We start from the raw sequence: 24993 nt of genomic DNA, 5'->3' as shown, positions 1-24993 counted from the left end.
TGGCCACGCTCTCCAGTCAGTCTCCTGATGGCTTCAGCAGACCAGCACCCTGGTTGCGAACATTGCCTACTGCTTTATTCACCTGAAACCACTCAAAGGACTCCGTGCATTCACCTTGGTGTAGCACCATCTGTTCGGCGCGTTCTTTTGGCGTGTGGGGGTCAAGCCATTCGCGGGCTAATTTGGGTGAAAATGTCACTGGACGACGATCATGAATGTCCACCATTCCGCCGGCGCTATCGGCTGTGATGATCACAAAGCCGTCGTGCTCGCCTGGTGGATGTTCGGCACTGGGATATTGTCCAATTGCTGCGCATAGAATCGGCTCCCTGTCTCCTCGGCGAATCAAGTAGGGCTGCTTTTGGCTCCGCCTTCATTCACTTATTCAAACCAGTTGTTGATCGCGATGATAGCCCGGTGCGGCCATATTGCTCGGAAGAGAGGGCCATGCGCGACTTTCTCTACTAGGGCGTTGATCGGTGCGGCGCGATCCTTCGCCCAGTGTGGACGCCATCCCCAACGGACCATGTCGGCGTGCAGGTACTCACCTTCCTTATGAAAAATCGCCAACTGGGTGGTGGGGGCCGCATTGTAGCGCTCGAAAGGCTGGTCACCGGTGTTGTTGACAAGGGCGTTTGGCATGCTCACCGCCGCTTCAAAGTCGTGGATGCCATCATAGTGTGAAAGTCGTCCGCACATATGCTGTCCGCCTATCAGATATTTCCCACAGAAATTGACCGCGAGCGCTTCTGAAAGTTAACTGTGCATTCGTACAGTGTTGGAAGTCGTGCGTCATGAGCTATTCAATTTTAGGACCAATTGCCGAGGTAGGCCTGAAGCTGCCTCTTTGTTTATTCCAGGTGCCCGCTGGTTTTCCTTCGCCGGCCGCGGATCACATTGAGGCACACATCTCTTTAGATGAGGTGCTCAACATCCGCGCTCCGCACGTCTACCTGGTGAAAATAACCGGGGAAAGCATGCAGGGCGCTGGCATCTTTGACGGAGACTTGGCGGTTGTAGACCGTTCGCTGGAGCCGGTCCATGGCCACATCGTCGTGGCGCTGCTGAACAATGACCCGCTGTGCAAGCGACTATGCATTCGGGGAAAGGACGTGATCCTTTTGTCTGAAAACCCCAAGTATCCGCCTCGCTATGTGTTGGAAGGTGATGAGCTGGCTATCTGGGGCGTAATAATCGGCAGCGTGCGCAGCCATGTCTAAAGTAACGCCAGTATTCGGCCTGATCGATTGCAATAGCTTCTACGCCAGTTGCGAACGCGTATTCCGCCCTGACCTAGCCAAGGTGCCCATCGTGGTGCTGTCGAACAACGACGGCTGCGTCATCGCTCGGAGCTACGATGCCAAGCCCTACGTGAAAATGGGCGAGCCGTACTTCCAGATCAAGCACAAGCTCAAGCAGCACGGCATCATCCCGTTCTCATCGAACTACGCGCTGTACGGCGATATGAGCGAACGCGTCATGACTCTGATCGAGTCGATGGTACCGGCCGTTGAGGTGTACAGCATCGACGAAGCCTTCGTCGACCTCACCGGCATCAACGACTTGGACGGTCTCGGCCGCAAGATCCGCAGCCAGGTACTGCGCTGCGCGGGTATACCTGTCGGTGTCGGTATCGCGCACACCAAGACCTTGGCCAAGCTGGCCAACCACACTGCCAAACGCCTGCAGGCGCAAACCGGAGGCGTCGTGAACATCTGCGACCCAATCAAGCGCGACTGGGTGTTGCGTAACACGGACGTAGCGGAGGTGTGGGGAGTGGGACGGCGCATGAAAGTGCACCTTGACGGCATGGGTATCAGAACCGCCATGGATCTGGCCAAAGCAGACCCGTGGACGTTGAGAAAAAACTTCAGTGTAGTGATCGAGAAAACTGCCCGGGAATTGGCCGGCAAAGCGTGCTTGGAGCTGGACGAGCCAGATCCGCCCAAGCAGGAGATCTGCTGTAGTCGGATGTTCGGCAAAAGGCTGAAGGAGCTGCCACCGATTAGGGAGGCAGTGGCGACCTACATGATGCGGGCATCGGAAAAGCTCCGGGCGCAGCGGTCGCTGTGCAAGAAGATTCGAGTCAGCATCCGCACCGGCATGTTCAACCCCGATGAGGCTAAATACGCAAACGGTGTCGCAATCGATTTACCCTATCCAACGGATGACGTTCGGCTGCTAACGACGGCGGCCGTCGATGCTCTTGATCGCGTGTTCCGTCCTGGTTTCAGTTACAGCAAAGCAGAGGTCATGCTGCTGGATCTGTGTCAGCCGGGTGAATACACGGACGATTTGTTCACGATTTCCCAGCCGACTGAGGCGACAAGGGTGATGGCGGTTCTGGACGATATCAATGGACGGTGGGGCAGGGGGACGCTTCGTGCTGCAAGTGTGCCCGCCAACCCGGGCTGGGGGATGCGTCGCGAAATGATGAGCCAGAGTTATACGACCAAGCTTGATCAGCTGTGGGTGGTGGCGTGCAAATAGCGACAGGGTGATCATACGCCTTGGTTTTAATGGATTTTCATCACTATCATCAGTGTTCGTTCGCCAAGCTCAACGGTAGCCCAAACCTATACTTAAATGCGTTCATAGGAGAACTCGGAATGGATGCAACTGACACTCCCAAGCTATTTATATCCTATAGCTGGACTTCCCCAGAGCATGAGACCTGGGTGGAGGAACTTGCTCAAGAACTGGCCGCGGGTGGCGTGCATGTGATCCTAGACAAGTGGGATCTGAGGGAGGGGCAAGAATCAGCAGCTTTCATGGAACAGATGGTTACCGATCCCGGGGTGGGGAAAGTTATTCTCATTTGCGATAAAACATATGCGGACAAGGCTAATAGCCGTACAGGTGGCGTAGGTACGGAGGCACAAATCATTTCAGCAGAGATCTATCAGGCCGCCAGCACTACGAAATTCGTTGCTGTAGTGAGGGAATACGATGAACACGGTAAAGCGTGTGTTCCAAAATATTACTCATCCCGTATCTACATTGACCTGTCCGACTCACCACGATATGCCAGCGAGTTTGACCGACTGATTCGGTGGGCACACGACCAGCCGCTACATGTACGACCACCCACTGGAAAGAAGCCTTCATACCTTGAGCGCGAGAATAGGGCTATCACGCTTGTGACAAGCGCGGAGCATCGTCGAGCAGTTGATGCGATCAAAAATGATCGAACCTACGCAGATGCCGCTATTGGTGACTATTTTAAGGTTTTGGCGGATGGCGTCGAACAATTCAGAATACCAAAGCCGAGTCCAGTCGAGTACGACGAGCTGGTCATCAAAAGTATCGAAGATTTTCTTCCATATCGGAACGAAGCCATTGAGTTAATTTTGACCATCGGGCGTTACCGCGACAATTCGGATACCCGCCGGCACGTTCATCGCTTTTTTGAGCGCCTGCTGCCCTATCAAGAGCGCCCTCAAAGCGTGACGCAGTGGAACGACTCTGATTTCGACAATTTCCGCTTCATCGTACACGAGCTCTTTCTTTATGGAGTTGCTGCCCTACTGAAGGAAGAGAGGTTCGAGTTCGCAGCAAACCTTCTGACAACACCGTTTTACGTTCCCGGCCGATCTGAATACGGCCGAGATGTTACGGTCGGTTTTGAGGCATTCCGCACCTATGCCGCGATGTTTGATCATCGAAACAAGCGACTCAGCTTGCGCAGAATTTCGTTGCGAGCAGATTTGTTGGAGCAGCGGTGTCATTCGAGCGGGTTTACTATGCAGGAGCTCATGCAGGCCGACTTCGTATTGTTTTTAAGAAGTAATACGGTGCAGGTTAATCAGACGTTTCCTTGGTACCCGGAAACGCTTCTTTACGTCGGCCGTCACTCTGGGCCTTTCGAGATTTTTGCGCGTTCACGCTCTGAGCAGTATTTTGAGTCCGTAAGAAAGCTTTTGGGAATAACCACGAAGGCTCAGCTTGGAGAGCTATTGACCGATTTCGAAGAAGAGAGAAGGCGGTTGCCGCGTTGGGACTACCAATCACTTTCTCCAAGGCCGCTTACTGGTTTCGACGACCTCGGAGTCGTACCTTAAGTACACTACGATCCTCGTCTTTTTAGGGCGCCTGCCTGGCGAGTTCTTAGATGGTGCAGCGTAAGGACTATCGGTGGTCTCCAGGCATGAGGACTCCATCACTGCCAGGTTCGCTGGTGCGGGAGATATTAGGGCAAAATTAGGGCATATTCAGGACCGGTAAGGATCGCAATACGCCATGTGCCAAGGCTGAAAGCATAGATTTTTATGGTCTAGAGCGGTCCTGTTAAGGGACTGAAGGGGTTCGAATCCCTATCTAATACTTTACGGATTGATAGAGAAATAATGCAGGTTGGCTTGATGGGCGCTGGGTATGACTCACCTATCCTTTAGACGGTGAGCCAAATATATTGAGGAAATTGCAGCGTCTAAACAGGGTAAGGCAAATGCGCTCTAATCATCTGAGCGTACTGGTGAAGACCGCGTTTCTCTAGTTCGCGCACGAACACAGGCCACGGCGGAATGTTGCTCATATAAGGTTCCGGCCCGGTAGACAATCCGCCGCCCGGTCCAATTGAGAGACCGCCACCGGGCCCGATTGAGAGACCGCCCCTTGGCCCAATGGATAACCCGCCGCCGGGTCCAATCGAAAGACCTCCCCCTGGCCCAATTGATAGCCCACCGCCTGGACCAATCGACATGCCACCGCCTGGGCCAATTGACATACCACCGCCTGGGCCAATCGAAGCCCCCCCGCCCGGCCCGATTGACATTCCACCGCCCGGCCCAGTCGACAGTCCGCCTCTACGGCCAGAATTTTGATTTCTGTTCCACATACTTGGCTCTCCCATGCAGGTTGATAGAAAGTGATGTTAGCTGCAATTGAGCCTCATCACATTCGCATAGAGTGGCTGTGTAGCAATCCGCTCGGTAAGTCACGAAAAAGGTTCCCGTATGTCCAGCGAGCGTTCCAGCTATAGCCATCGTCCCCGAATTGGAAGAATCGATGGGGTAGAAATGGGGCAACTCAAATGCCAAAAAATGCCATTTAATGCCTAATACACTAACTGCCTGAGATTTAAAAAAACCGTTAAACCCTTTGTTTTCGGCACTTATGGGCCTTGCAGCGTTAGTACTCCAACACGATCGGAGTGTGGCGGTTTAGAGGCGTTTGCTTCGGAGCTTTGCCAAGCCCTGCTTTATGTGTCCGGCGTTCTCTCCAATCGCCCACAAGGCCCCCCGGACGTTGTCGCCGACCTCGGCCAAACCTTGCTGTTCAGCATGAAGCGTGAGCTCCATCAAAGCTGCTTCCAGACCGAGCTGATTCTGGTACATCCTCTCCAGCACATCCGATAACGAATATTCGTCTGCCATAGCATCGACTCCTGTCGAAAAAGAAAGAGCATAGTACCGGTAGTGCGCTTTGTGGGCGGTAAACGATGCATGCTTAGAAATTGCTACAAAGCATTGTGGTTTCGAGGGATGAGCCAGCGTGGCCGAGGGGCAAACGAGGGGCTATGCCCAATCCATCATCGGGGCGACGGAGAAGCGGCGGGAGAGTGGGGCGGGTGTGGCGGAGATAGGGGACATTGGCGGTTCTGGATTGGGTGGGGCTGGGAGGTGGGGGAGTTTATCAGGAATGGTGAGGTGGGGCTCGGGCGGCATCTGGGTGGTGTGCTGCCGAGGGCTGCAGCTTGAAAAAGGGGCGCTAAATAAATCAGGCCCCATTTCCCCCGGCTTCAAACGAGCGAAATGGAGTCTTAAATAAATCTGACCCATTTTGGGCTCAGGTGACAGGCGTGGGCTCCAGTTGTAAGCGTTCATAACTCGGCTCACGTCGAAGCGCATTTGTGGGATATGTTTTCACTAATTGAAGGTTTTCAATATCATAGGTGATTCCGTCGACTAGGCAGAATTCACCTACTTCGGGGTAGTCCTGGTGCAGCCAGACATAATGCTTTTTTGTCCAAGCCAAAATTGCTCTGTGCAAGGGTCGATTGTTTTTGTCGAAGTCACCGGTGCTTATTTTCAATCCCATGACGTTCAAGCAAAATCTTAAAATCCTTGCGCCTTTAAAATTTGGAAAGCTGTTCATGTTTATGACCTCGTTGTACAACAGTCGGCGCAATTTAAACTGAATCACTTTGCCAGCTGGCCCCTTTAGATAAAGTCTAATATGTCCCCAGATTGAGTTGTGCTGTATTGACCAGCATTCCCACTGCGGCGAGCTAACAGCAGAAGCGTGCACTATTATTTCGAAAATCATGTTGGCAAAGTGGTCGTAAAAAGATTCACTTGTGTAGCTGTGCACTTTTATCACGCGGAGTCGGATATAGTCGGGAACGCCTTTCTTATCGAGAATCTCGACCGCATTACTAATGAATTCCATGGTTGTCCGGAGACAGCTAACTTCGTCTCTGTCCCAAGAGTTGGATAAGCCATTCACTTTGTACAAATTTGATACGGCATTCTTAATGTAATCCATTGCTCGATACAGAGCCGTAGAGTGATTCCAGTATGGGCTATCTGTATAGTCGTCAAGAGTGATCAGCACTAATCCGCAGTATGCCTCCCACTGTACATTCGTCCACTTCAATTTGCCTACAATGTCAGGGTCAAGAAGTGTCCCAATTTTCTCGACCATTATGTGGCTTCCGAACATTGCTTGGCTTAGAGGTTTGTGGAATCCGAGTAACCCAGACTCATAACCTTCCGCTTCGTGGTAAAGAAACGAATTTGTGTTTAGCAGCGCTTCTCTCACGATATTTTTTGCGAAAATTTCAATCTGAATTCCATACTTTTTTGATTCGCTTATCTCTTGGAAAAATGCCAAGGCAGTACCCGGTGAGGATTCTACGATTACCTTACAGAAGCGTTTGTCGGCGATAAGTAAAATTAACTCGTTGGCGTACCCCTCCACCTTGGGGAGAGGCGATTGCGATTCGTCCTCATCTTGATTCAGGCGGTTACCATTTCGGTTTGTCGCATGGTGCACTAGAGCACGGGCTGAATATGAAAGTTCGTCAGCGATCACGGCTAACTCTGTCGCATCACCTTTCAAAATTGTTCGATACAAGGTCACCGCATAGCGCTTGGCATTCCGTTTTCCGTATGTCGGCCGCTTAATAAATGCGAACCATGCCCAAGCAAGAAATGTAAAAAAGAAGAGGCTTGCAAGCAGGGCCTGCCACAAAGGTGGCGTGAGTATTCTGCCTTGGGGAACGAGCCATCCTTCAGCGCGCCACAGATCGGTCAGCAATGTAAGTACGCCCACAGCGGCGACGACTGAAAAGGTTATGGTTTGCAAAGGGATTGGGGCGGTACGTACTCGGAAACGATAGCGGGCGTCACCAATTGTCCATGCAAGAACCATAAGAGCGAGACCTGCTAAAAACTCGGAGAAGCCGAAAATCTTGGATCCGGCGGAATCTAGCGGGATGAAGCACAATGCACCAAAGCAATTCTCGATTGCCATAGATCTTCCTTCTTCAGGTTAAGCTCACTCAAATGATTACAGGTGGTGGGCCGAGGCCCCTCCAGCTTCAATACACTGTCCATATTAAGGGGATCTACTCGATAAATAAGACTGAATATCCTCGTAATCGAGAGTATTTGGCACTCTAAATACGCCTGTTTAATTGAAGTCAATTGTCGCAGTCCCGCTCCTACACCACCTTGCGCCTCCCCCTACACCTAAGACAGAATCCGCCGGCTTGTGCGTCTAGCTCGCGGGTTCTATCGTCCCTACGTCACTGAAAACCAGTGATCGGGTTTGGTAGCCCGCCTCCGTCAGAAGCACAAGACTACTGTCTTGCGAGGGCGTTTCTCGTCTTCGTTTTATGGTGGTCATGCGCGGGGCGTCTTCGGATGCGCCGGGGTTCCTGACGACCGGTCTACCAACCTGCGTATGGCCTCCACCCTTCGTTTGGTAGCGAGAGTGATGGCTCCTTTTCGTTTATCCGTCAGGAGTTACACCATGTTCAAACCAACACCGAATCCCCCAGAAACCAACCCCGCATCCCCCTACGAATCCCTCGATTCCCGCAAACTCCACGAAGCCGCCGAGCGCGCCCTCGATCACTACCTCACCCCAACCAGCCAGATCATGGCCAGCCGTGATCAATCCAGACCAATGTTCCTCGCCAACCCGGCCTACGACACCGAATCCCTGCTCGCCAATGCCAGCGAATCCCTGGGTTCCGCCACGACCATGCTCAACGATTTCGCCGCGTTGCTGGATGTCTCGCACCGCAAGACGCTGCTCGGCATTGCGCAGGTGGTGATGTTGGGGGAGTTGGCGGTGAATCAGGCGTTGGATAACGTCGAGCTCAAGGCGTAGATCGCTGCCCTCCGTGGCGAGCGGCGAGCTTGTGATCGCGGAGGGCGTTCTGTCGATGCGCAAAACAACCGGCCAAAATGGCGTGTTTCAGCCAGTTTTCGCAGCAATAGCGATGTGCCACAAAAAATGATGGCAATGCGTCATCACGCGCTCAAAAAAGTTCAACGATTATACAAAAATATAAAGTTGTACAACTTTTCCCAAAATTTATAGCATCCGTTCCAACACCTTTGCTGAAACGATAAATCCAGCGTCAGTCCTGGATTTGTCCGCTGGTGCGTGGGCCGTCGGTACGGCTTTTCGCGTCAGGTTGTTGCAGCCGGGTCAGTGGAAGCTGCCCGTATTTCGCCCAGGACGACGACCCCGAATATGAGCGGTAACTCCGGTTATCAGAGATCTACTTTTTGTGCCTGACGCTGAATCGCGTCAGGGCGTTAGAGGCTGAACATGGCAGAAGCATCGAATTTCCTGGGCAACATCAAGGTTTCCCGAAAGTTGGGGGCCGGGTTTGGCGTTCTTTTGCTGGCGGTGGGGGCGGTGGCCTTCATTGGCTATAACAGCAGCAATGTGCTGGTTGATCGCCTGGGCACGACGCGTCTGATCGGCACGCTCAACGATGCGACGCAGGACATGCGTCTGTCGGAGAAGCAGTACGAAGCGGCGGCGGATGTCGCTTATGCCGAGGCTTATCAGTCGCAGCTGACGGTGTTGCAGGGCCTGATCGCCAAGGCGTTGCAGACCCTGACGCGGGCGGAAAACCAGCAGGCCTTGAAGCGTTTGCAGGACACCACGCTGGCTTACGATCAGCAGGTCAAGCGCTTGGTCGAGGCGGACAAGGCGACCAGCGATGCGCTGAAACCATTGGGAGCGATGTCGGACAAGTACGCCGAGACCTTCAACAGCATGTTCGAGAGCACCACGGCCAGCGCGTTGGCGTCTGCTGATAGCGCGCGGGTGGCGGATTTGCGCACGGTGGCGGATTTGCGCAATGGCATGACGATGTTTCGTCTGATGTTGCGGCGTTATATCGCGGTGCCGAGCGAGGCCAACAAGCAGGTGCTGCTGGACACCACCGATGCGTTTCTGGCCGACATGAGCAAGGCGCGCAGCGGTTTGCCGGCGGCCCTGGCGAGTCAGCTTGAAGAGGCGCAGGCCGGCATGCGCCGTTATCGTGAGGTGCTGGTCGAGGTCGCCGCGCTGTTCGAGCAGAAGCAGAGCCTGCGTCAGCAGGTGGATCAACAGAGCCAGGCGATGGACAGCATCATGACCGGCCTGATGGACACACAGCAGCGTCTGGCGCGGGACGATCAACAGCGTGCGTTTATCCAGATTGCCGTGCTGACGGTGCTGGCACTGGTGGTCGGTCTGTTGGCTGCGGTGCTGATCTCGCGGCAGATCACCGGGCCGCTGGCGCTGACGGTGGAGCTGGCGCGGCGGATTGCCAAGGGCGATCTGACGGTGCAAGCCAAATCCAGCCGCAAGGATGAGTTGGGCGATCTGCAAAACGCGATGCAGGACATGGCGCAAAGTCTGAACACGTTGGTGCAGGGGATCGGTAACGGCGTGACACATATTTCGACATCGGCCGAGAAGCTCTCGGCGATGAGCGAGCAGACCAGCGCCGGTGTGCGTCAGCAGAAAGTCGAGGTGGATCAGGTCGCCACGGCGATGCACGAAATGGCCTCGACCGTGCAGGAGGTGGCGCGCAACACCACCGACGCATCCGCCGCCGCGACCCTGGCCGATCAGCAGGCACGACACGGCAGTGCGGTGGTCAAGCAGGCGACCGTGCAGATCAGCGAGCTGTCGGTGGCGATCGAGGATCTGGGCGCGGCGATGAGCGTGCTGTCCCAGGACAGTGAGCAGATCGGCAAGGTCATCGATGTGATCAAGGCTGTCGCCGAGCAGACCAACTTGCTGGCGCTGAACGCGGCGATTGAAGCGGCGCGGGCGGGGGAGCAGGGGCGTGGTTTTGCCGTGGTTGCCGATGAAGTGCGCTCGCTGGCGCAGCGCACCCAGGATTCGACCAAGGAAATCGAAGCGCTGATTGTCACTCTGCAGCAGGGCACGCAAGCGGCATCTACGCTGATGACATCCAGCCGCGAGCGCACGCTGGACACCGTGGTGCTGGCGCAGAAGGCCGAACAGGCGATTACCGAGATCAACCATTCGATCGGCACGATCCAGCAAATGAGCCTGCAGATTTCCGCCGCCGCCGAGCAGCAAAGTGCGGTGGCCGATGAGATCAATCGCAGCATCGTCAGTGTGCGCGATGTGGCCGATCAGTCGGCCGTCGCCAGCGAAGAAAGTGCTGCTGCGACCATTGAGCTGGCGTCGCTGGGGCAGGACCTGCAACGCATGACGGCGCATTTCCGCACCTGATGGCATTTCGCAATGAACTTGGCCGGAATTGACCGGTCAGCCTGTATAAGCGGGGGCCGCCAAGCGGCGCCACCCGGTCCGTGCAGTGATTTTTTTCTGGGCCATGGATGGTTGCAACCCGCTCTCAGGGGGCGTCATGACCAATACACCAATTTTCCCCCAGCCCAGCGGGGGGTGCCAAGGATGCCGGCAAAAAGGCGAGGCCGATATGGCGTTCTCCTTCGCGTTCCAGCCGATTGTCGATGTGCGTGATCAATCGACCTTCGCCCACGAGGCACTGGTACGGGGCGTGCAGGGCGAAGGTGCACTGTCGGTTCTGCAGCAGGTCGATGACCAGAACCGCTATCGCTTCGATCAACTGTGCCGTGTGCGGGCGATCTCTACGGCAGCGCAGTTGGGGCTCACCGGGTTCCTTTCGATCAACTTCCTGCCGAACGCCGTTTATCGTCCGGACCTGTGCATTCGCAGCACGCTGGAGGCGGCCCGCGCACACGCGTTTCCGCTTGATCGACTGATCTTCGAAGCGGTCGAGGGCGAGCACGTTGAAAGCAATAAGCACTTGATGAACATCCTGCGCGAGTATCGCGAGTTTGGTTTCAAGACGGCCATTGATGACTTCGGTGCGGGGTATTCCGGGCTGAATCTGCTGGCGGACTTTCAGCCGGATCTGATCAAACTGGACATGGCGCTGATCCGCAATATCCACCGTGATCGAGTGCGTCAGGCGATTGTGCGGGGCGTGGTGGGCATGTGTACCGAACTGGGGATCGAGGTGATTGCCGAGGGCATCGAGCACCCGGAGGAGCGGGATTTTCTCGCCGATTGCGGGATTTATCTGATGCAGGGTTTCTGGTTCGCCAAACCGGCGTTTGAGGCGATGGCGCAGATTCCTGCGCAGGCGTGGCAGCCGATTTGAGGCGAACCTGAACGCGTGCTGTCGATCAGCAAAGTTTCATTTTGCCGGGTGCGGCGAACGCCTAGGATGCTTGCACAAGATCATCCCAAGGGAGCTGTACCATGCGCACCAATGTCGTCAAAGTGCTGTTGATCGCCGCAGCTGTCTCGGTATTGAGTGCCTGTTCGGGCGCCGGTGGGCTGACCACCACCAGTTGTTTCTCCTCGGATTGCCAATCGCCGGAGGGGCGCAGTCATGCGACGACCCTGAAGTTTGGCGGCAACAGCATTGGCAGCAGCTTGAATCAGTACAGCTCAGGGATGTTGCATGACGATTGATCAAAATCGAGGCTGACCCTGACCCTGTGGCGAGGGGATTTATCCCCGATGGGTCGCGAAGCGACCCCACTTTTAAAACAGCAGGACTGCTACGCAGTCCATCGGGGATAAATCCCCTCGCCACAGGTGTAATTGCCTCCACAGGTTTACTTGGCTCTACAGGTGCAATTAGCTCCATAGCTTCAATTAGATCCTCAGGTTCAGTGTACAGGCCAATAAAAAGGCGCCCATGTCGGGCGCCTTTTTTTGTGCCTGTCGCTTACAGATACTGCTTGAAGAACCCCACCATTTTCTCCACCGCCGGCCCGACGAACTGTTCCTTGTCGTACAGGTCGATGTGGCTTGCGCCCTCGATCAGCACCAATTCCTTCGGCTCCAGCGCCTTCTCGATCGCCATTTCGCTGAAGTAACGGGTGTCGGCTTCCGAGCCGGCAATCATCAGCAGCGGATGCGGCGAGATCAGTTCGATGTGCTCGTAGGACGAGTACGCCGCGATCCGGCCGATGCTGGTGAACACGTACTTGTTCGGCGAGTTGGGATGTTGCGCACGCGGGGTGCGGTAGTAGTCGCTGCCTTCGCGGAACAGGGTCGGGGTGTCGGCGTTGATATCGGCGGTTTCCGGAACGATCGGGTCGATGCACACCGGTTCGCCACGGGCTTCGCGAGTGCGTTGTTCGCTGACTTGTTCCAGCAGTTGTTTGAGCTGTTCCGGGCTGACGCTGCCGCCAAGGCCTTCGCGGTAAAGCAGGCCGATGTCGGCGGCGCTCACGGTGGCGACGGCGCGGATGCGGCGGTCGGTCTGGGCGGCGAAGGGCACGTAACCACCGGAAGCGCAGATGCCGAGGGCGCCGATGCGTTGTGAGTTGACCGAGGCGTGGTTGGCGAGGAAGTCCACCGCGCTCTTGATGTCTTCGGCGCGGACGAACGGGTCTTCGAGGTAGCGCGGTTCACCTGCGCTTTCACCCTGGTAGCTGGCGTCGTAGGCGAGGGCGATCAGGCCTTTGGCCGCGAGTTTGGCGGCGTAGAGGCCGGCGGTCTGCTCCTTGACGCCGCCGAACGGGTGGGCGACGACGATGGCCGGGCGTTGTTCACCGGGTTGCAGGTCGTCCGGGGTGTAGAGGTGGCCGGCGAGTTTGAGGCCGTTACTGAGGAAGCTGACGTTGGTTTTCATAGGTGCACTCCACGGGTTGCTGCGATGCCGCAGGTGGCGGCTGACGAGGCACAGATTGCCGCCGTGGGTGGGAGGCAAAAAGAGAGCGCGGATCCTGGGAAAAACTTTCCTATGATAAGGATTGCCTTCCCCCGGACGCGCTCGCGCGCAATGATCGCCCCATGAATACACACACCAGCCCCAACGACCTCGGCGAATTCCTCCGCGCCCGTCGTTCCGAACTCGAACCGACGCAAGTCGGTTTACCCGCCGACGCCGGTCGGGCACGCCGCGTCGCCGGTTTGCGCCGCGAAGAGGTGGCGATGCTGGCCGGCATCAGTGTCGATTACTACACACGCCTGGAGCAGGGGCGCTTGTCGCCGTCTAAATCCGCATTGGCGGCGGTCGCCCGCACGTTGCGCCTGCGCGAGGATGATCTGGATTACCTCTATCGACTGGCGCGTCTGGGGCGAACCACGGTCGATCAGCATCGCCGGCAAACCGTCGGCCCGCAGACCCAACGATTGCTGGACAATCTGCAGGGCATTCCGGCGATGGTCATCGGGCGCTACATGGATGTGTTGGCGTGGAACCCGTTGGCTGCCGCACTTTACGTCGACTTCGCCGAGATACCGATCGAGCAGCGCAACCTGATTCGGTTGTCATTTCTCGACCCGAGGTTTCGCAGTCTGTACATCGATTGGGAGAACAACGGGCGCAACTGCGTGGCGTTTTTGCGCATGGACACCGCGCGGTTTCCCGATGACCCGAGGCTGGCTTCGCTGATTGGCGAACTGTCGCTGCGTGACGAAGATTTTCGCCGCTGGTGGGCGACGCATCTGGTGGCCAGCCCGACCTGCGGCAGCAAAACCTTTTTGCATCCGCAGGTGGGTAAACTCAGCCTCGACTGGCAGATGGTGTCATGCGCCGAGAGCCCGGATCAGGCGCTCATCGTCATGACCGCCGCGCCGGGCAGCGAGGCCAGCGAAGCGCTGGAAACGCTTATTGCGGCACTGCCAGCCACTCACCAATGACCTTCTGATAACTGCCAGTGACTTTACTCAGATGCAGCCACTGATCAACGTACAGTTTCCAGCTGATGTCATCGCGCGGCAGCAGGTACGCCTTCTCGCCGTACTGCATGTATTGGTGCGGATTCACCGCGCACAACCCCGGTTTGAGTTTCTGCTGATACAGCGCTTCCGAGGCGTCGGTGATCATCACGTCGGCCTTGTTGTCGAGCAGTTGCTGGAAGATCGTCACGTTGTCGTGCAGCGCCAGTTGCGCCTTGGGCAGGAAGGCGTGGACGAAGGCTTCGTTGGTGCCGCCGGCGGGTTCGACCAGACGCACGTTGGGCTGGTTGATCTGCTCGATGGTCTGGTACTTGGCCTGCTCGGCACAGCGCACCAGCGGGATCTTGCCGTCGCTGTCGAGGGTGTCGCTGAAGTAGGCTTTTTTCTGCCGGTCCAGCGTCACCGAAATCCCGCCCATGCCGATGTCGCACTTCCCGGCCTGCATGTCCGGCATCAGGGTTTTCCAGGTGGTTTGCACCCACTCGACTTTCACTCCGAGGCTGTCGGCCAGCGAGCGCGCCATGGCGATGTCGATGCCCTCGAAGTCGCCGTCGGTGCGCTTGAAGGTGTAGGGCTTGTAGTCGCCGGTGGTGCAGACGCGCAGTTGGCCTTGTTGCTGGATGCTGTCGAGGTGCGAAGGGCTTTCCTGCGCCTGAACGCCAGCGGCCAGGGTCAGCGCGCCGCAAAGGATCATCGTGCTTTTTAGAATGGTCATGGACATCGGGCTTCTGCAGAGGACGGTAAGCCAGTGTAGTGAAAGGCCTTCGCGGGTGTCATCCCGAGTCCGGACTCAACGTGCCGAGCCACGCCACCAACGCCACGATCAGCAGGGCCAGGCCCAGTTCCAGCAGCACGCTGCGCCTGAGTGCATTCGCCGCGATCCCGTGCTGTCCATCGCGTATGGATCGCTCCAGCGCAGGCCCAAGGTGAAAGCGGTTCAGCGCCGCCAGCACCAGCATCGCGGCAAACAGCAAAACCTTGATCGCCAGCAACATCCCATAGGTGCCGAGCAGCACGTCGTCCAGCCTCGGGCCGACGATGAACAGGTAATTGACCACGCCGCTCACCGACAGCGTCAGCACAATCGCCGCGCCGATCCATTCGAAGCGTTTCACCGCCTCTGCCAGCAGGCGAATCCGTGCTTCATCCACATGACCCCGCACCAGCAGCACCAGCGCCAGCATACCGCCCAACCATGCCCCCGCCGCCAGCAGATGCAGGATGTCGCTGAGGAAATGCCAGACCCGCAGCGAGCCCTCGTCCATTGCTCCGTGCCCACTCCACGCAAGGGAGGTGAGGGCGACCGCGCCGGTCATCGACGCGAGCCACTTCCCCGGCTGAGCCAGCACCACGATCAGTGCAATCATGCGCAGCGCCCACGCCAGCCCGACGTCCGTTTCCAGCAGCATCATCTGCAGGTGCGGCCAGAGTGCGGCGAATTCGGTTTCGCCACTCATGGCGCTCGTCATCAGCAGCAATCCAGCCACCGACAGCAGCGCACCGAGCAACGCCAATCCACGCAACAGCGGCCTGAACCGCAGCGGCGCGTTCACGCTGTACAGCGCAAACAACGCCACCCCGAACAACAGCAGCAAATCCACATACAACGCCAGGCGCAGAATGATGTTGATCAGTTCAGCCATCGCTCACTGCACTTTGAACGTGACGTTGCCGGTGATCGGGTGCGTGTCGGACGACACCGCGCGCCACTCGACCTTGTAGGTGCCGGCGGGCAACGGCGTGAGCGGGGTGACGAGCATGGATTTCGGGTCGCTGCCGGCGCTGACTCTGGCCTTCATCGGCATCGGCGAATGGGCCATGCCGGGCATCTCGGTCATCACCAGTTTGGCGCCGGAGAACTGAGTCAGCAGGCTCTCGGAAAAGTGCAGTTCGATCTTGTCGGGAGCCGCGCCGTCGGCACCTTCGGCCGGGGTTGATGACAGCAGTTTCGGGTGAGCCTGAGCGAGGCTGCTCAAGAGCAATCCGCTGGCGAGTACAAGGGTGATATTCAACGTGCGCATGCAAGACCTCTGGGGTGTTTTTCAGTGGGAATTCAGAACCACAGCCGCACACCAAGCACGAGCCGTGCTTCGCTGCGACTTTCGCCTTCTTCGCGGACGTAATCGGCGGTGTTGCCGTAGGTGCGGTGCCACGTCACGCCGAGGTACGGCGCAAATTCGCGGCGGATTTCGTAGCGCAGGCGCAGGCCGGCTTCAGTGTTCGACAGGCCGGAGCCGAGGCCTCGTTGCGGGTCGTTTTTGCCGTAGACGTTGAGCTCGGCGGTGGGCTGCAGGATCAGCCGATTGGTCAGCAGAATGTCGTAATCGCCCTCCAGCCGCAGCGCGCTTTGTCCGCCCTCACCGAGAAACGCCGTGGCCTCGGCTTCGAAGTTGTACAGCGCCATGCCCTGCACGCCGAACGCGGCCCAGGTTTGCGGCGCGCCGGGTTTGAAGTCCTGACGCACGCCGCTGACCACGTCCCACCACGGCGAAATCGCGTGGCCCCACAATGCCTGGAGCTCGGCGTCCTCGGTTTTGCCGTTGTTGCGTTCGCCTTCGGAGCGCAGCCACAGGCGATCAATGTCGCCGCCGATCCAGCCGGACAGATCCCAGGCCAAAGCGCTGCCGTCATCGGCGTTTTGCCATTCGAGTTTGTCGGCGAGGAAGTAGCTGTTGATCGCGCTGTCGTGCACCTGATGGCCGGCGGGGCTGACAAACACGGCGGCGCGGTCGGCGTCGGTCAGCACCGGGATCGGCGTGCGACTTTCAGTCGGCGCGGCGGGCTGCATCATGCCGTCGTCCATGCTCTGCATCGAGTGATCCATGCCGGGCATCTGACTGTGATCCATGCCTTGCATGTCGTCGGCGGCCATGACGGAGCTGCCGAGGATTAACAAGGAGAACGCTGCGAATCGAGTCATGTTCGGCCCCTTCATTCTTCCACCCGCACTTCGCGGAACATGCCGGTTTCCATGTGATAAAGCAGATGGCAGTGATAGGCCCAGCGGCCCAATGCATCGGCCGTCACCCGGTAGCTGCGACGGGTACCGGGGGGCATGTCGATGGTGTGTTTGCGCACCTGAAAGTTGCCGTTCTCGTCTTCCAGATCGCTCCACATGCCGTGCAGGTGGATGGGGTGGGTCATCATGGTGTCGTTGACCAGCACCAGACGAATGCGCTCGCCGTACTTGAGGCGCAGCGGCTCGGCGTCGGAGAATTTGATGCCGTTGAACGACCAGGCGAATTTCTCCATGTGCCCGGTCAGGTGCAGCTCGATCGTGCGCCCGGGATCGCGGCCGTCCGGGTCTTCGAAAGTGCTGCGCAGGTCGGCGTAGGTCAGCACGCGACGGCCGTTGTTGCGCAGGCCGAGGCCAGGGTCGTCGAGTTTCGGCGCGGTGCTCATGGCTTGCATGTCCACCAGCGGATTGTCCTGTTCGCTGGCGGGGTGCGATTGCATCGGGCCCATCGCCGAGTGATCCATGCCCGCCATGGCGCTCATGTCCATCGAGCCGTGATCCATGCCGGCCATGCCCATGTCATCCATGGTCACCAACGGGCGCGAGTCCAGCGCAGGCACCGGTGCTACCAGACCGGCGCGGGTGGCGAGGGTGGCGCGGGCGTAACCGCTGCGATCCATGGCCTGGGCAAACAGGGTGCAGGCCTCGCTGTCAGGCTCGACGATCACGTCGTAGGTTTCCGCCACGGCGATGCGCAGCTCGTCGACGCTGACCGGTTTGACGTGCAAACCGTCCGCCGCGACCACGGTCATTTTCAGCCCCGGAATGCGCACGTCGAAGTAAGTCATGGCCGAGCCGTTGATCAGCCGCAGACGCAGTTTCTCGCCGGGGCGAAACAGCCCGGTCCAGTTGCTGTCGGGCGTATGGCCGTTGATCAGGAAGGTGTAGGTGGCGCCACTGACGTCGGCGATGTCGGTGGGGTTCATCTTCATTTGCGCCCACATCGTGCGGTCGGCGACGGTGGCGCCCCAGCCTTTGTCGCTGACGTCGTCGATGAAATCGCCAACGGTGCGCTTGTGGTCGTTGTAGTAGTCGGACTGCTTTTTCAGGGTCTTCATCAGGCTGGCCGGGTCTTCGTCGGTCCAGTCGCTGAGCATCACCACGTAGTCGCGGTGGTACTGGAACGGCTCCGGCTCTTTCGCGTCGATCACCAGCGGCCCGTAAACCCCGGCCTGCTCCTGCAAGCCGGAATGGCTGTGATACCAGTAAGTGCCGTGCTGCCGCACCTTGAACTGGTAGACGTATACGCCGCCGGGTTCGATGCCGTGAAAACTCAGACCCGGCACGCCGTCCATGTTGGCCGGCAGCAGGATCCCGTGCCAATGAATCGAGGTGCTGTCCTTGAGCCGATTGCGCACCCGCAGCGTCACCGTGTCACCCTCGCGCCAGCGCAACAACGGGCCGGGCAGACTGCCATTGATGGTCAGCGCAGTGCGCGGGCTGCCGGTGAAGTTGACCGGGGTTTCGCCGATGAACAGCTCGAATTCGCTGCCGCTCAGTTCGTTGATCTGCCCAGGCGGGGGCAACGCCCAGACCGGCGCGCGCCACAGACCGAGGCCGCCGAGCAGGCCGCTGGCGGCCAGGCCTTTGACGAAGGTGCGTCTTGAGGTGTTGGAAGGCATGCGCTGGAAGTCCCCGTTTGATTCATGACGGGGAGGCTACCCAGCGCTGGCTTTCAGTTGGCTGAGAGGGGGATTACAGTTTTGACAGTTTGGCCACTCGCGTTATAGGCCGAGCCCTTCCTGCACCACCTGCAACAGATTGTTCTCGGTCAGCGCAATCGCATCCAGTTCTTGCCCGGTTTCCACCGTTTGCAACCACCAATGGCTCTCATGATGTTCATCGACGGTGCGCAACAGGTAGGTGTTGCGATCCGGCAGGGTGATCTGCACGCGGCCGGCGCCGTCCTCGGTAAACCGGGCGACGGGATCAAATGTCAGGGTTTGTTGATTGGCTTCGATCACCAGTTGGTCGATCGCGTAATCGTGGCTTTCACCATCGGGTGAGCTTTCGCAAACGTGGGTCGGGTTGCGACGGATTTTCAGGCCGACTTCGGTGACGGGTTGCAGCCAGGCCTCGATGCGGTGGTACAGATCGTAGACCTGCGCCGGCCAGCAATCGATCTCCAGCGCGGCATCCGCATGGGTGTGCCGGGTTTGCTTGAGTTTGGCGGCCAGTTCGTCTGCTTTACTCATTTCGGATCCCTTGGTTTGATGTCTGCCTGTTAATCGTAGACCGTTCAACGGCGTACGGCCTTGCCTTGCGTCATGCGCTTGCAACACAAGCATGGCGAAATCCGCGCTGGCCAAGTCTGGTCAGCATCGAAAACCACGGACGCAGGCGTCCCAAGGAGCGGGTACATGAAAAAGCTGTTTACAATTCTGGCGCTGATCGCGCTGACGGCCGGTAGCATCGGCCTGAGTTCGGCGCGTCAGTCGAACGCCAGCAAGGTGCAAACGGAAGCGGTAGCGGGGCAGTTCGATTACTACCTGCTGACGCTGTCCTGGTCGCCAACCTTCTGCCTCACCCACAAAGATGACGTGCAATGCTCCGGCAAGGGCTACGGCTTCGTGCTGCACGGCTTGTGGCCGCAATACGCCAACGGCGGCTGGCCGGAATCCTGCCCACCGCTGACCACGCTGTCGGCGGCGGAAACCACCAAGGGCCTGACGCTGTTCCCGACCAAGAAACTGCTCGATCACGAATGGTCCAAGCACGGCACCTGCAGCGGTCTGGGCGCAATCGGTTATCTGGACGAAGCGGACAAAGCCGTCGGCGCGGTGAAAATTCCGCAGGAGCTGCAACCGTTCAGCTCCTCGTATTACTTCGAAGCCCAGGAAATCGCCGACCTGTTCCGCAAGGCCAACCCGGGGATCCCGGCCAATGGCATCGCGGTGATCTGCAGCGGCCCGGAACTCTCGGAAGTGCGCGTGTGCATGGGCAAAGATCTGCAGTTTGGTGCGTGCGGCAAGGGCGTGAAGACCCAGTGCCGGGCGGGGGATATTCGGGTGCCGCCATCGCGTTGATGTGAGTGGTTTGCACGAATAAAAAAGGCGCCTCGATCGGGCGCCTTTTTTTGCCTGAAGGTTTGAAGCAACCGGAAAATTCACGCATGCTTGCGCCCCCAAAAAGGATGACCCGCAACACTGCAAGGAGCTGTTCATGAGCAGAAAACCCGCCGCCCGCGTCACCGACCCAACCGCCTGCCCACTCCCGGGACATGGCACCAATCCGATTGCCAGTGGCTCGCCGAATGTGAATTTCGACGGATTGGTGAAAAGTGGCTTATCTCCTTTGGCCCTTCATTAAACGTCAATGTAGACACAAATCATGCAAATGCTTTGGGGTTGTTTACTGCCCGTATCGCCGGGGGCAAGCCGGCAGGCGATATGCTTTTTGACTCAATCATGAAGGAGTTTCCATGATGTACAGGCTACTCCTTTGCGTTTTACTCGCTATTTGCTCTGGTTGTGCGAAGAACCACGTAAAGCCTCCCGCAAACCTGAACTTCGAATCTGTGGAAAGAGAAAAGTCGCTGCTATACATCATCCGGTATCAGTCGGACGTTGATGTGTTGGATCTTTTTGATCGCGGGGAGCGAGTTGGGATGATTTCGGGCATGCTTCATTGCGCATTGGCGGATGATCATGATTTCTCAGTAGGCAAAGCCATACAGTTCTCCGCATCCGGTTTGATACGATCGGAAAAAAATGAAAACAACAAGGGAAAGTTTTCCTACCTTACTCGCGCATTCCTCAGTGAAACTTCCAGCAACCGAAGTTCTGAGAGAAATCTTTCAGTAACAGAACTGAATCAACTCCTCGCGAACAAACAACAAATCCCCTGCAAAGTCGTCGTCACCGCGTACGGCTACAAACCCTACTACTCAAAAACCATGAACCTGCCGGTCGCGGATCTGCTGCGCGAAATCAACAAACCCCGATAGGCGTCATCGGTGCCCTGCGCAGATACGCGAGGGCGATCGCCCGCAAAACCACCACTGAAAATAAATCGACGTGCGGAGGTCATCCAAATCCCTTGCGCGCCGATACAGCGGGGCAGGCGTGTGTTGGCGGGGCGGGTTTGCTGTGCGCACCCCGCTGGGCTACGCTCATGAAAAGTAAGGGTTTCGGGCTGCGGCCCCTGTCGTACCTGCCCAGGACACGTTTTTGCCAATCCCCATTCACGACCCCCATCAGACTCCCGGCACGCTTAAACGCCTGCCACTGCGCAAGGCGGCAGCGCTGTTCATCGTTGCGGTGTGCCTGTGCCTGTCTGGCTTGCTCTATCTGCAACTGGAGCAGACACGGCGTCAGGACCTGGCGAACGCGCAGATCGCGTCGACCAACCTGACCCGAGCCATGGCGCAGCAGGCCGAGGACACGTTTCTGGCCGCTGACCTGGTGCTCACCAGTCTCGCTGATTGGGTCGAGGACGATGGTTATGGCGCCGCGCAGCGACCACGTCTGCAAAAAACCTTCGCGCGTCGGGTGCAACAACTGGAGCAGTTGCACGGCATGTTCCTCTTCGATCGCGAGGGCCAGTGGGTGATCACCTCGTTCCCGGACCTGCCCCGTGGCAAGGGTGTGGCCGACCGCGAGTACTTCAGGTTTCACCAGCAAAACGCTTCTACCGTGGCGCACATCGGCCCGGCGATTCGCAGCCGCGAGAATGGCCAGTGGATCATCCCGATCTCGAAACGCATCAACGACCGCGCCGGCAACTTCCAGGGCGTGCTGATGGCCGGGATCAAGATGGCGTACTTCGACCGGTTCTTCAAAAGCTTCAGCCTCGATGACAACGGCATCATGTTTCTCGGACTCAAGGACGGCACGTTGCTGGCGCGGCGACCGTTCGACGAAGGCCTGATCGGCTCGTCGCTGGCGCAAGGCAGGATCTACCAGAAGCTGCTGCCCGAGGCCCCGGCCGGCACTGCGATGATCAAGTCGGTGGTCGACGGCGTGGTGCGCTTGTACGGCTACCGCCAGTTGGCGGCTTACCCGCTGGTGGTAGCGTCCGCCTCTTCGCGCGACACGATTCTCAAGGGTTGGTACGAGCGAGCCTTTCAGTCCAGCGTGATTGTGGCGCTGGTGATTCTTGGCGTCGGCCTGTTCGGCTGGGTGTTCATTCATCAGGTGCGCGACGGTGAGCGAATCGAGAAAAACCTGCGTAAGGCACAGCGCACACTGGAGCAGATCGCTACCCATGACAGCCTGACGGGGCTGGCGAATCGGCGGCTGTTCGAACGCTCGCTGGAAGTCGAATTTGCCCGCGGTGCACGGCAGTCGAGTCCGGTCGGCCTGATCATGCTCGATATCGATTTCTTCAAGCGCTACAACGATGCCTACGGGCATGTGGCAGGGGATCACTGCCTGACTGAGGTGGCCCAGGTGCTGAAGAACTGCTCGCAACGCAAGTCTGACCTGGCGGTGCGCTACGGTGGCGAGGAGTTCGCGGTGTTGCTGCCGGGCAACGACATCAACGGCACGCTGGCGATTGCCGGGCAGATCCGTCGCAGCGTGATGGATAAACGCATTACTCACAGCGGTTCGCCCACCGGTTACCTGACGGTGAGTCTGGGTTGCTACTCATTTATTCCGAGCGGCAATGACAGCCTCGAAGTGTTTATCCAGCGTGCTGATGCGGCGCTGTATCAGGCAAAAAATGCCGGGCGCAATCGCGCGGCGGTGTTGTCGCTGGAGGAGGGTGTTGCCGAGCTGATGCGTTCGGATCGCTAAAGCCTCCGCGCTGGATCTGTGGCGAGGAATCAGATTCCAGCGCCACAGATTCATGCCTTCATGCCGGATCACCAGCGGTCACGCTTGTTCGTTCAGCTGCCTGTGCCACCACCGGCACCGCCAGTTCCGCCGCCGGCCGAACCGGTGCCGCCCCCCGCTCCCGATCCAGAACCCATGGTGCCGCTGTTAGTGCCGGTACCCTTGCCGGCGCCATCAGTACTGTCACCGTTTTTCGGTGCTCCGGGATTAGTGTTGGGTGGCATGTTGGTGCCGCTTGTAGCACCGGATTTGGTGCCTGAGGCATCTGCCCCGTCATTGGCGGCAAAAGCGCCGACAGAGGCGGTGGCCAGCAGCCCGGTGAGCAACAGGGAAGTCAGTTTGCGCGTTGTCATGGTTACGTCTCCAGAAAGGGTCGGTTACCTGACTTTGGTCTGACGGCAGCAGCCGTTGGTGCCGATTGGCTGACGAGCGGTTGTCGAGCCTCAGCCTCGATCCTCAGCCAGCTTCTGCTCCAGCGCCTGCCGCACCTGCGGCCATTCGTCATCGATAATGCTGAAACGCACCGAGTTACGCTTGCGGCCGTCCGGCATGAGCCGCTCGTGGCGCACAATGCCTTCCTGTTGCGCACCGAGGCGCAGAATCGCGTTGCGCGACTTCTGGTTGTTCTCGTCGGTGGTGAACTGCACTCGCACGCAGTCGAGCACCTCGAAGGCATGGCGCAACATCAGGTATTTGGCTTCGGTGTTGACGAAGGATTTCTGCCAGCGTGCCGAGATCCAGCTGCTGCCGATTTCCAGTTTGCGATTGAGCGGGTCGATCTTCCAGAACCGGGTCGAGCCGATCACTTCGCCGCTATCCTTCAACACGATCACAAACGGCATGACCGTGCCGGCATCACGGCCGTCGAGGGCTTTTTTCAGATAGCTGTCGATGGTGCTCGCCGACGGCACCACAGTGACGGTGAGGTTCCACAGTTCGCCGTCGGCGGCAGCGCGGAGCAGGGCGTCGGCGTCGCTGTACTGAAGTGGACGCAGGAGGATGCGCGGGCCTTGCAGCGTGGTGAGCATGGAGGCGAGTCTCGGCAGTTTGGGGCAGTGACGAGCGCCTATTACGCCGCAGCCGGTTGATCCGATGCAACCACCGCCTTTAGCAAAGGGTCACAAATTTCACACCTTGTTCGCCGGAGCCTGGACGATGAAAAACCTGCGGATCGCCACGTTCAACGTCAACGGCCTGCGCGCACGCTTGCCGAACCTGCTGGCGTGGCTCAAGCGCGAGCAACCGGACATCGCTTGTCTGCAGGAACTCAAGTTGGTCGACAGTGCATTCCCCGCCGCCGAACTGGAGGCAGCGGGGTACGGCGCGATCTGGCACGGGCAGGCGTCGTGGAACGGCGTGGCGATTCTCGCTCGCGATGCGCAGCCGCTGGAGAGTCGCCGCGGTCTGCCGGGCGATCCCGAGGACAAGCACAGCCGTTATCTGGAGGCGGCGGTGCACGGTGTGTTGGTCGGCTGCCTGTACCTGCCCAATGGCAATCCGCAGCCGGGGCCGAAGTTCGACTACAAACTGGCCTGGTTCGAACGCTTGATCCGCTACGCCAAGGATTTGCAAAGCAGCGATCATCCGGTGGTGCTTGCCGGCGATTACAACGTGGTACCCACTGACATGGACATCTACAACACCCGCTCCTGGCTCAAGGATGCGCTGCTGCAACCCGAAAGCCGCGAGTGTTATCAGCGGCTGCTTGATCAAGGCTGGACTGATTCGCTGCGCCATCTGTATCCCGACGATCGCCTCTACACCTTCTGGGATTACTTCCGCCAGCATTGGCAAACCAACTCCGGTCTGCGCATCGATCATCTGCTGCTCAACCCGGCACTCAGCCCGTATCTGCACGAGGCCGGCGTCGACGCCTGGGTGCGCAACGAACCGCACGCCAGCGACCATGCGCCGACCTGGATTCGCATCGGTTCGCGCAAGCGTCCGTAGCGCTGATTGGCGAAATCAATTGTCGGAGTCCGGGGGCGATCCCGTATACATGTCGGCCATCGGCGCAGCAAT

23 protein-coding genes and 3 pseudogenes are annotated in these 24993 nt (G+C 58.2%); 14 read left to right on the top strand and 12 right to left on the bottom strand.

Features of this window, described 5'->3' with window-relative positions; all coding sequences use genetic code 11:
* Positions 1-16: 16 nt before the first annotated feature.
* Positions 17-699: pseudogene (locus tag AC3WMV_RS09200) on the bottom strand (SOS response-associated peptidase family protein).
* Between the two features lie 95 nt (positions 700-794).
* Between AC3WMV_RS09200 and AC3WMV_RS09195 the strand changes: the two are divergent.
* The 3 genes from AC3WMV_RS09195 to AC3WMV_RS09185 all read left to right on the top strand — a co-directional run bounded on the left by AC3WMV_RS09195 (position 795) and on the right by AC3WMV_RS09185 (position 4061).
* Positions 795-1220, top strand: a complete 426-nt coding sequence (locus AC3WMV_RS09195) for a LexA family protein (RefSeq protein WP_103368773.1) — start codon at positions 795-797, stop codon at positions 1218-1220.
* On the top strand, positions 1213-2490 hold the full coding sequence (umuC, locus tag AC3WMV_RS09190; RefSeq protein ID WP_103368772.1) for a translesion error-prone DNA polymerase V subunit UmuC: 1278 nt from the start codon (positions 1213-1215) through the stop codon (positions 2488-2490). The genes AC3WMV_RS09195 and umuC overlap by 8 nt, the downstream gene beginning before the upstream one ends.
* A gap of 119 nt (positions 2491-2609) precedes the next feature.
* Positions 2610-4061, top strand: coding sequence for an SEFIR domain-containing protein (locus tag AC3WMV_RS09185; protein ID WP_103368771.1), 1452 nt, complete (start codon positions 2610-2612; stop codon positions 4059-4061).
* Between the two features lie 1101 nt (positions 4062-5162).
* Here the strand turns inward: AC3WMV_RS09185 and AC3WMV_RS09180 are convergent.
* On the bottom strand, positions 5163-5375 hold the full coding sequence (locus tag AC3WMV_RS09180) for a hypothetical protein (RefSeq protein WP_103369846.1): 213 nt from the start codon (positions 5373-5375) through the stop codon (positions 5163-5165).
* 412 nt (positions 5376-5787) lie between these two features.
* On the bottom strand, positions 5788-7476 hold the full coding sequence (locus AC3WMV_RS09175; protein WP_178085272.1) for a hypothetical protein: 1689 nt from the start codon (positions 7474-7476) through the stop codon (positions 5788-5790).
* Between the two features lie 501 nt (positions 7477-7977).
* Here AC3WMV_RS09175 and AC3WMV_RS09170 point away from each other — a divergent pair.
* The 5 genes and pseudogenes from AC3WMV_RS09170 (at position 7978) to AC3WMV_RS09150 (ending at position 11955) form a co-directional block, all read left to right on the top strand.
* On the top strand, positions 7978-8340 hold the full coding sequence (locus AC3WMV_RS09170) for a DUF6124 family protein (protein WP_103369557.1): 363 nt from the start codon (positions 7978-7980) through the stop codon (positions 8338-8340).
* A gap of 447 nt (positions 8341-8787) precedes the next feature.
* Positions 8788-9864 (top strand): annotated as a pseudogene (locus AC3WMV_RS09165) (methyl-accepting chemotaxis protein); the annotation flags it as partial.
* Positions 9850-10722: a methyl-accepting chemotaxis protein gene (locus AC3WMV_RS09160; protein ID WP_409077692.1), complete on the top strand. Its 873-nt coding sequence runs from the start codon at positions 9850-9852 to the stop codon at positions 10720-10722. The pseudogene AC3WMV_RS09165 and the gene AC3WMV_RS09160, both read left to right, overlap by 15 nt.
* 136 nt (positions 10723-10858) lie before the next feature.
* Positions 10859-11638, top strand: coding sequence for a S6 modification regulatory phosphodiesterase RimA (gene rimA / locus AC3WMV_RS09155; protein ID WP_103369559.1), 780 nt, complete (start codon positions 10859-10861; stop codon positions 11636-11638).
* A gap of 101 nt (positions 11639-11739) precedes the next feature.
* Positions 11740-11955 carry a hypothetical protein gene (locus tag AC3WMV_RS09150; RefSeq protein WP_027611503.1) on the top strand — a complete coding sequence of 72 codons (216 nt, stop codon included), beginning with the start codon at positions 11740-11742 and terminating at the stop codon, positions 11953-11955.
* 259 nt (positions 11956-12214) lie between these two features.
* On the opposite strand, the gene AC3WMV_RS09145 is transcribed toward AC3WMV_RS09150, so the two are convergent.
* The gene (locus AC3WMV_RS09145; protein WP_103369560.1) at positions 12215-13126 is read right to left on the bottom strand and encodes an alpha/beta hydrolase; all 912 of its coding nucleotides are present in this window, start codon (positions 13124-13126) and stop codon (positions 12215-12217) included.
* 161 nt (positions 13127-13287) lie between these two features.
* Between AC3WMV_RS09145 and AC3WMV_RS09140 the strand changes: the two genes are divergently transcribed.
* Positions 13288-14139, top strand: a complete 852-nt coding sequence (locus AC3WMV_RS09140) for a helix-turn-helix domain-containing protein (protein ID WP_103369561.1) — start codon at positions 13288-13290, stop codon at positions 14137-14139.
* Here AC3WMV_RS09140 and AC3WMV_RS09135 read toward each other — a convergent pair.
* From AC3WMV_RS09135 to AC3WMV_RS09110, 6 genes are all read right to left on the bottom strand, one after another.
* Positions 14108-14893, bottom strand: coding sequence for a transporter substrate-binding domain-containing protein (locus tag AC3WMV_RS09135; RefSeq protein WP_097088620.1), 786 nt, complete (start codon positions 14891-14893; stop codon positions 14108-14110). The two genes, AC3WMV_RS09140 and AC3WMV_RS09135, sit on opposite strands and share 32 nt — an antisense overlap.
* Positions 14894-14951: 58 nt before the next feature.
* Complete coding sequence (gene copD / locus AC3WMV_RS09130; RefSeq protein WP_103369562.1) at positions 14952-15821, bottom strand: copper homeostasis membrane protein CopD; 870 nt, start codon at positions 15819-15821, stop codon at positions 14952-14954.
* 3 nt (positions 15822-15824) lie between these two features.
* Positions 15825-16199 (bottom strand): copper homeostasis periplasmic binding protein CopC, encoded by a 375-nt coding sequence (copC, locus tag AC3WMV_RS09125; RefSeq protein WP_027611506.1) that lies wholly within the window; start codon positions 16197-16199, stop codon positions 15825-15827.
* A gap of 32 nt (positions 16200-16231) precedes the next feature.
* A complete protein-coding gene (locus tag AC3WMV_RS09120; protein WP_103369576.1) occupies positions 16232-17098 on the bottom strand; it encodes a copper resistance protein B in 867 nt (288 codons plus the stop codon).
* Positions 17099-17109: 11 nt separating this feature from the next.
* Complete coding sequence (locus tag AC3WMV_RS09115; protein WP_103369563.1) at positions 17110-18816, bottom strand: copper resistance system multicopper oxidase; 1707 nt, start codon at positions 18814-18816, stop codon at positions 17110-17112.
* Between the two features lie 102 nt (positions 18817-18918).
* The gene (locus AC3WMV_RS09110; protein WP_103369564.1) at positions 18919-19389 is read right to left on the bottom strand and encodes a hypothetical protein; all 471 of its coding nucleotides are present in this window, start codon (positions 19387-19389) and stop codon (positions 18919-18921) included.
* A 165-nt stretch (positions 19390-19554) separates the two neighbouring features.
* On the opposite strand from AC3WMV_RS09110, the gene AC3WMV_RS09105 reads away from it, so the two are divergent.
* The 4 genes and pseudogenes from AC3WMV_RS09105 to AC3WMV_RS09090 all read left to right on the top strand — a co-directional run bounded on the left by AC3WMV_RS09105 (position 19555) and on the right by AC3WMV_RS09090 (position 22932).
* Positions 19555-20220, top strand: a complete 666-nt coding sequence (locus AC3WMV_RS09105; protein ID WP_103369565.1) for a ribonuclease T2 — start codon at positions 19555-19557, stop codon at positions 20218-20220.
* A gap of 136 nt (positions 20221-20356) precedes the next feature.
* Positions 20357-20467 (top strand): annotated as a pseudogene (locus AC3WMV_RS09100) (PAAR domain-containing protein); the annotation flags it as partial.
* A 148-nt stretch (positions 20468-20615) separates the two neighbouring features.
* Entirely contained in the window at positions 20616-21140 is a 525-nt protein-coding gene (locus AC3WMV_RS09095) for a hypothetical protein (RefSeq protein WP_103369566.1), read from the top strand.
* Positions 21141-21363: 223 nt separating this feature from the next.
* Complete coding sequence (locus tag AC3WMV_RS09090) at positions 21364-22932, top strand: sensor domain-containing diguanylate cyclase (protein WP_103369567.1); 1569 nt, start codon at positions 21364-21366, stop codon at positions 22930-22932.
* A gap of 92 nt (positions 22933-23024) precedes the next feature.
* On the opposite strand, the gene AC3WMV_RS09085 is transcribed toward AC3WMV_RS09090, so the two are convergent.
* Together AC3WMV_RS09085 and AC3WMV_RS09080 are read right to left on the bottom strand one after the other, a co-directional pair.
* A complete protein-coding gene (locus AC3WMV_RS09085) occupies positions 23025-23324 on the bottom strand; it encodes a hypothetical protein (protein ID WP_103369568.1) in 300 nt (99 codons plus the stop codon).
* A 90-nt stretch (positions 23325-23414) separates the two neighbouring features.
* Positions 23415-23999: a GNAT family N-acetyltransferase gene (locus tag AC3WMV_RS09080; protein WP_103369569.1), complete on the bottom strand. Its 585-nt coding sequence runs from the start codon at positions 23997-23999 to the stop codon at positions 23415-23417.
* Between the two features lie 127 nt (positions 24000-24126).
* Between AC3WMV_RS09080 and xth the strand changes: the two genes are divergently transcribed.
* On the top strand, positions 24127-24921 hold the full coding sequence (gene xth, locus AC3WMV_RS09075; protein ID WP_103369570.1) for an exodeoxyribonuclease III: 795 nt from the start codon (positions 24127-24129) through the stop codon (positions 24919-24921).
* The last annotated feature ends 72 nt before the right edge of the window (positions 24922-24993 follow it).

The sequence above is a fragment of the Pseudomonas sp. FW305-3-2-15-E-TSA4 genome (assembly GCF_058787295.1).
This window is presented reverse-complemented; position numbering and strand designations above follow the sequence as displayed.

Coding starts and splice junctions, on each gene's coding strand:
- AC3WMV_RS09195 (WP_103368773.1), top strand. CDS start 795: ATGAGCTATTCAATTTTAGGACCAATTGCCGAGGTAGGCCTGAAGCTG.
- copC (WP_027611506.1), bottom strand. CDS start 16,199: ATGCGCACGTTGAATATCACCCTTGTACTCGCCAGCGGATTGCTCTTG.
- AC3WMV_RS09085 (WP_103369568.1), bottom strand. CDS start 23,324: ATGACAACGCGCAAACTGACTTCCCTGTTGCTCACCGGGCTGCTGGCC.
- AC3WMV_RS09120 (WP_103369576.1), bottom strand. CDS start 17,098: ATGACTCGATTCGCAGCGTTCTCCTTGTTAATCCTCGGCAGCTCCGTC.
- AC3WMV_RS09185 (WP_103368771.1), top strand. CDS start 2,610: ATGGATGCAACTGACACTCCCAAGCTATTTATATCCTATAGCTGGACT.
- AC3WMV_RS09105 (WP_103369565.1), top strand. CDS start 19,555: ATGAAAAAGCTGTTTACAATTCTGGCGCTGATCGCGCTGACGGCCGGT.
- AC3WMV_RS09115 (WP_103369563.1), bottom strand. CDS start 18,816: ATGCCTTCCAACACCTCAAGACGCACCTTCGTCAAAGGCCTGGCCGCC.
- AC3WMV_RS09080 (WP_103369569.1), bottom strand. CDS start 23,999: ATGCTCACCACGCTGCAAGGCCCGCGCATCCTCCTGCGTCCACTTCAG.
- AC3WMV_RS09110 (WP_103369564.1), bottom strand. CDS start 19,389: ATGAGTAAAGCAGACGAACTGGCCGCCAAACTCAAGCAAACCCGGCAC.
- AC3WMV_RS09145 (WP_103369560.1), bottom strand. CDS start 13,126: ATGAAAACCAACGTCAGCTTCCTCAGTAACGGCCTCAAACTCGCCGGC.
- umuC (WP_103368772.1), top strand. CDS start 1,213: ATGTCTAAAGTAACGCCAGTATTCGGCCTGATCGATTGCAATAGCTTC.
- rimA (WP_103369559.1), top strand. CDS start 10,859: ATGACCAATACACCAATTTTCCCCCAGCCCAGCGGGGGGTGCCAAGGA.
- xth (WP_103369570.1), top strand. CDS start 24,127: ATGAAAAACCTGCGGATCGCCACGTTCAACGTCAACGGCCTGCGCGCA.
- AC3WMV_RS09095 (WP_103369566.1), top strand. CDS start 20,616: ATGATGTACAGGCTACTCCTTTGCGTTTTACTCGCTATTTGCTCTGGT.
- copD (WP_103369562.1), bottom strand. CDS start 15,821: ATGGCTGAACTGATCAACATCATTCTGCGCCTGGCGTTGTATGTGGAT.
- AC3WMV_RS09150 (WP_027611503.1), top strand. CDS start 11,740: ATGCGCACCAATGTCGTCAAAGTGCTGTTGATCGCCGCAGCTGTCTCG.
- AC3WMV_RS09175 (WP_178085272.1), bottom strand. CDS start 7,476: ATGGCAATCGAGAATTGCTTTGGTGCATTGTGCTTCATCCCGCTAGAT.
- AC3WMV_RS09160 (WP_409077692.1), top strand. CDS start 9,850: ATGCAGGACATGGCGCAAAGTCTGAACACGTTGGTGCAGGGGATCGGT.
- AC3WMV_RS09135 (WP_097088620.1), bottom strand. CDS start 14,893: ATGACCATTCTAAAAAGCACGATGATCCTTTGCGGCGCGCTGACCCTG.
- AC3WMV_RS09170 (WP_103369557.1), top strand. CDS start 7,978: ATGTTCAAACCAACACCGAATCCCCCAGAAACCAACCCCGCATCCCCC.
- AC3WMV_RS09140 (WP_103369561.1), top strand. CDS start 13,288: ATGAATACACACACCAGCCCCAACGACCTCGGCGAATTCCTCCGCGCC.
- AC3WMV_RS09180 (WP_103369846.1), bottom strand. CDS start 5,375: ATGGCAGACGAATATTCGTTATCGGATGTGCTGGAGAGGATGTACCAG.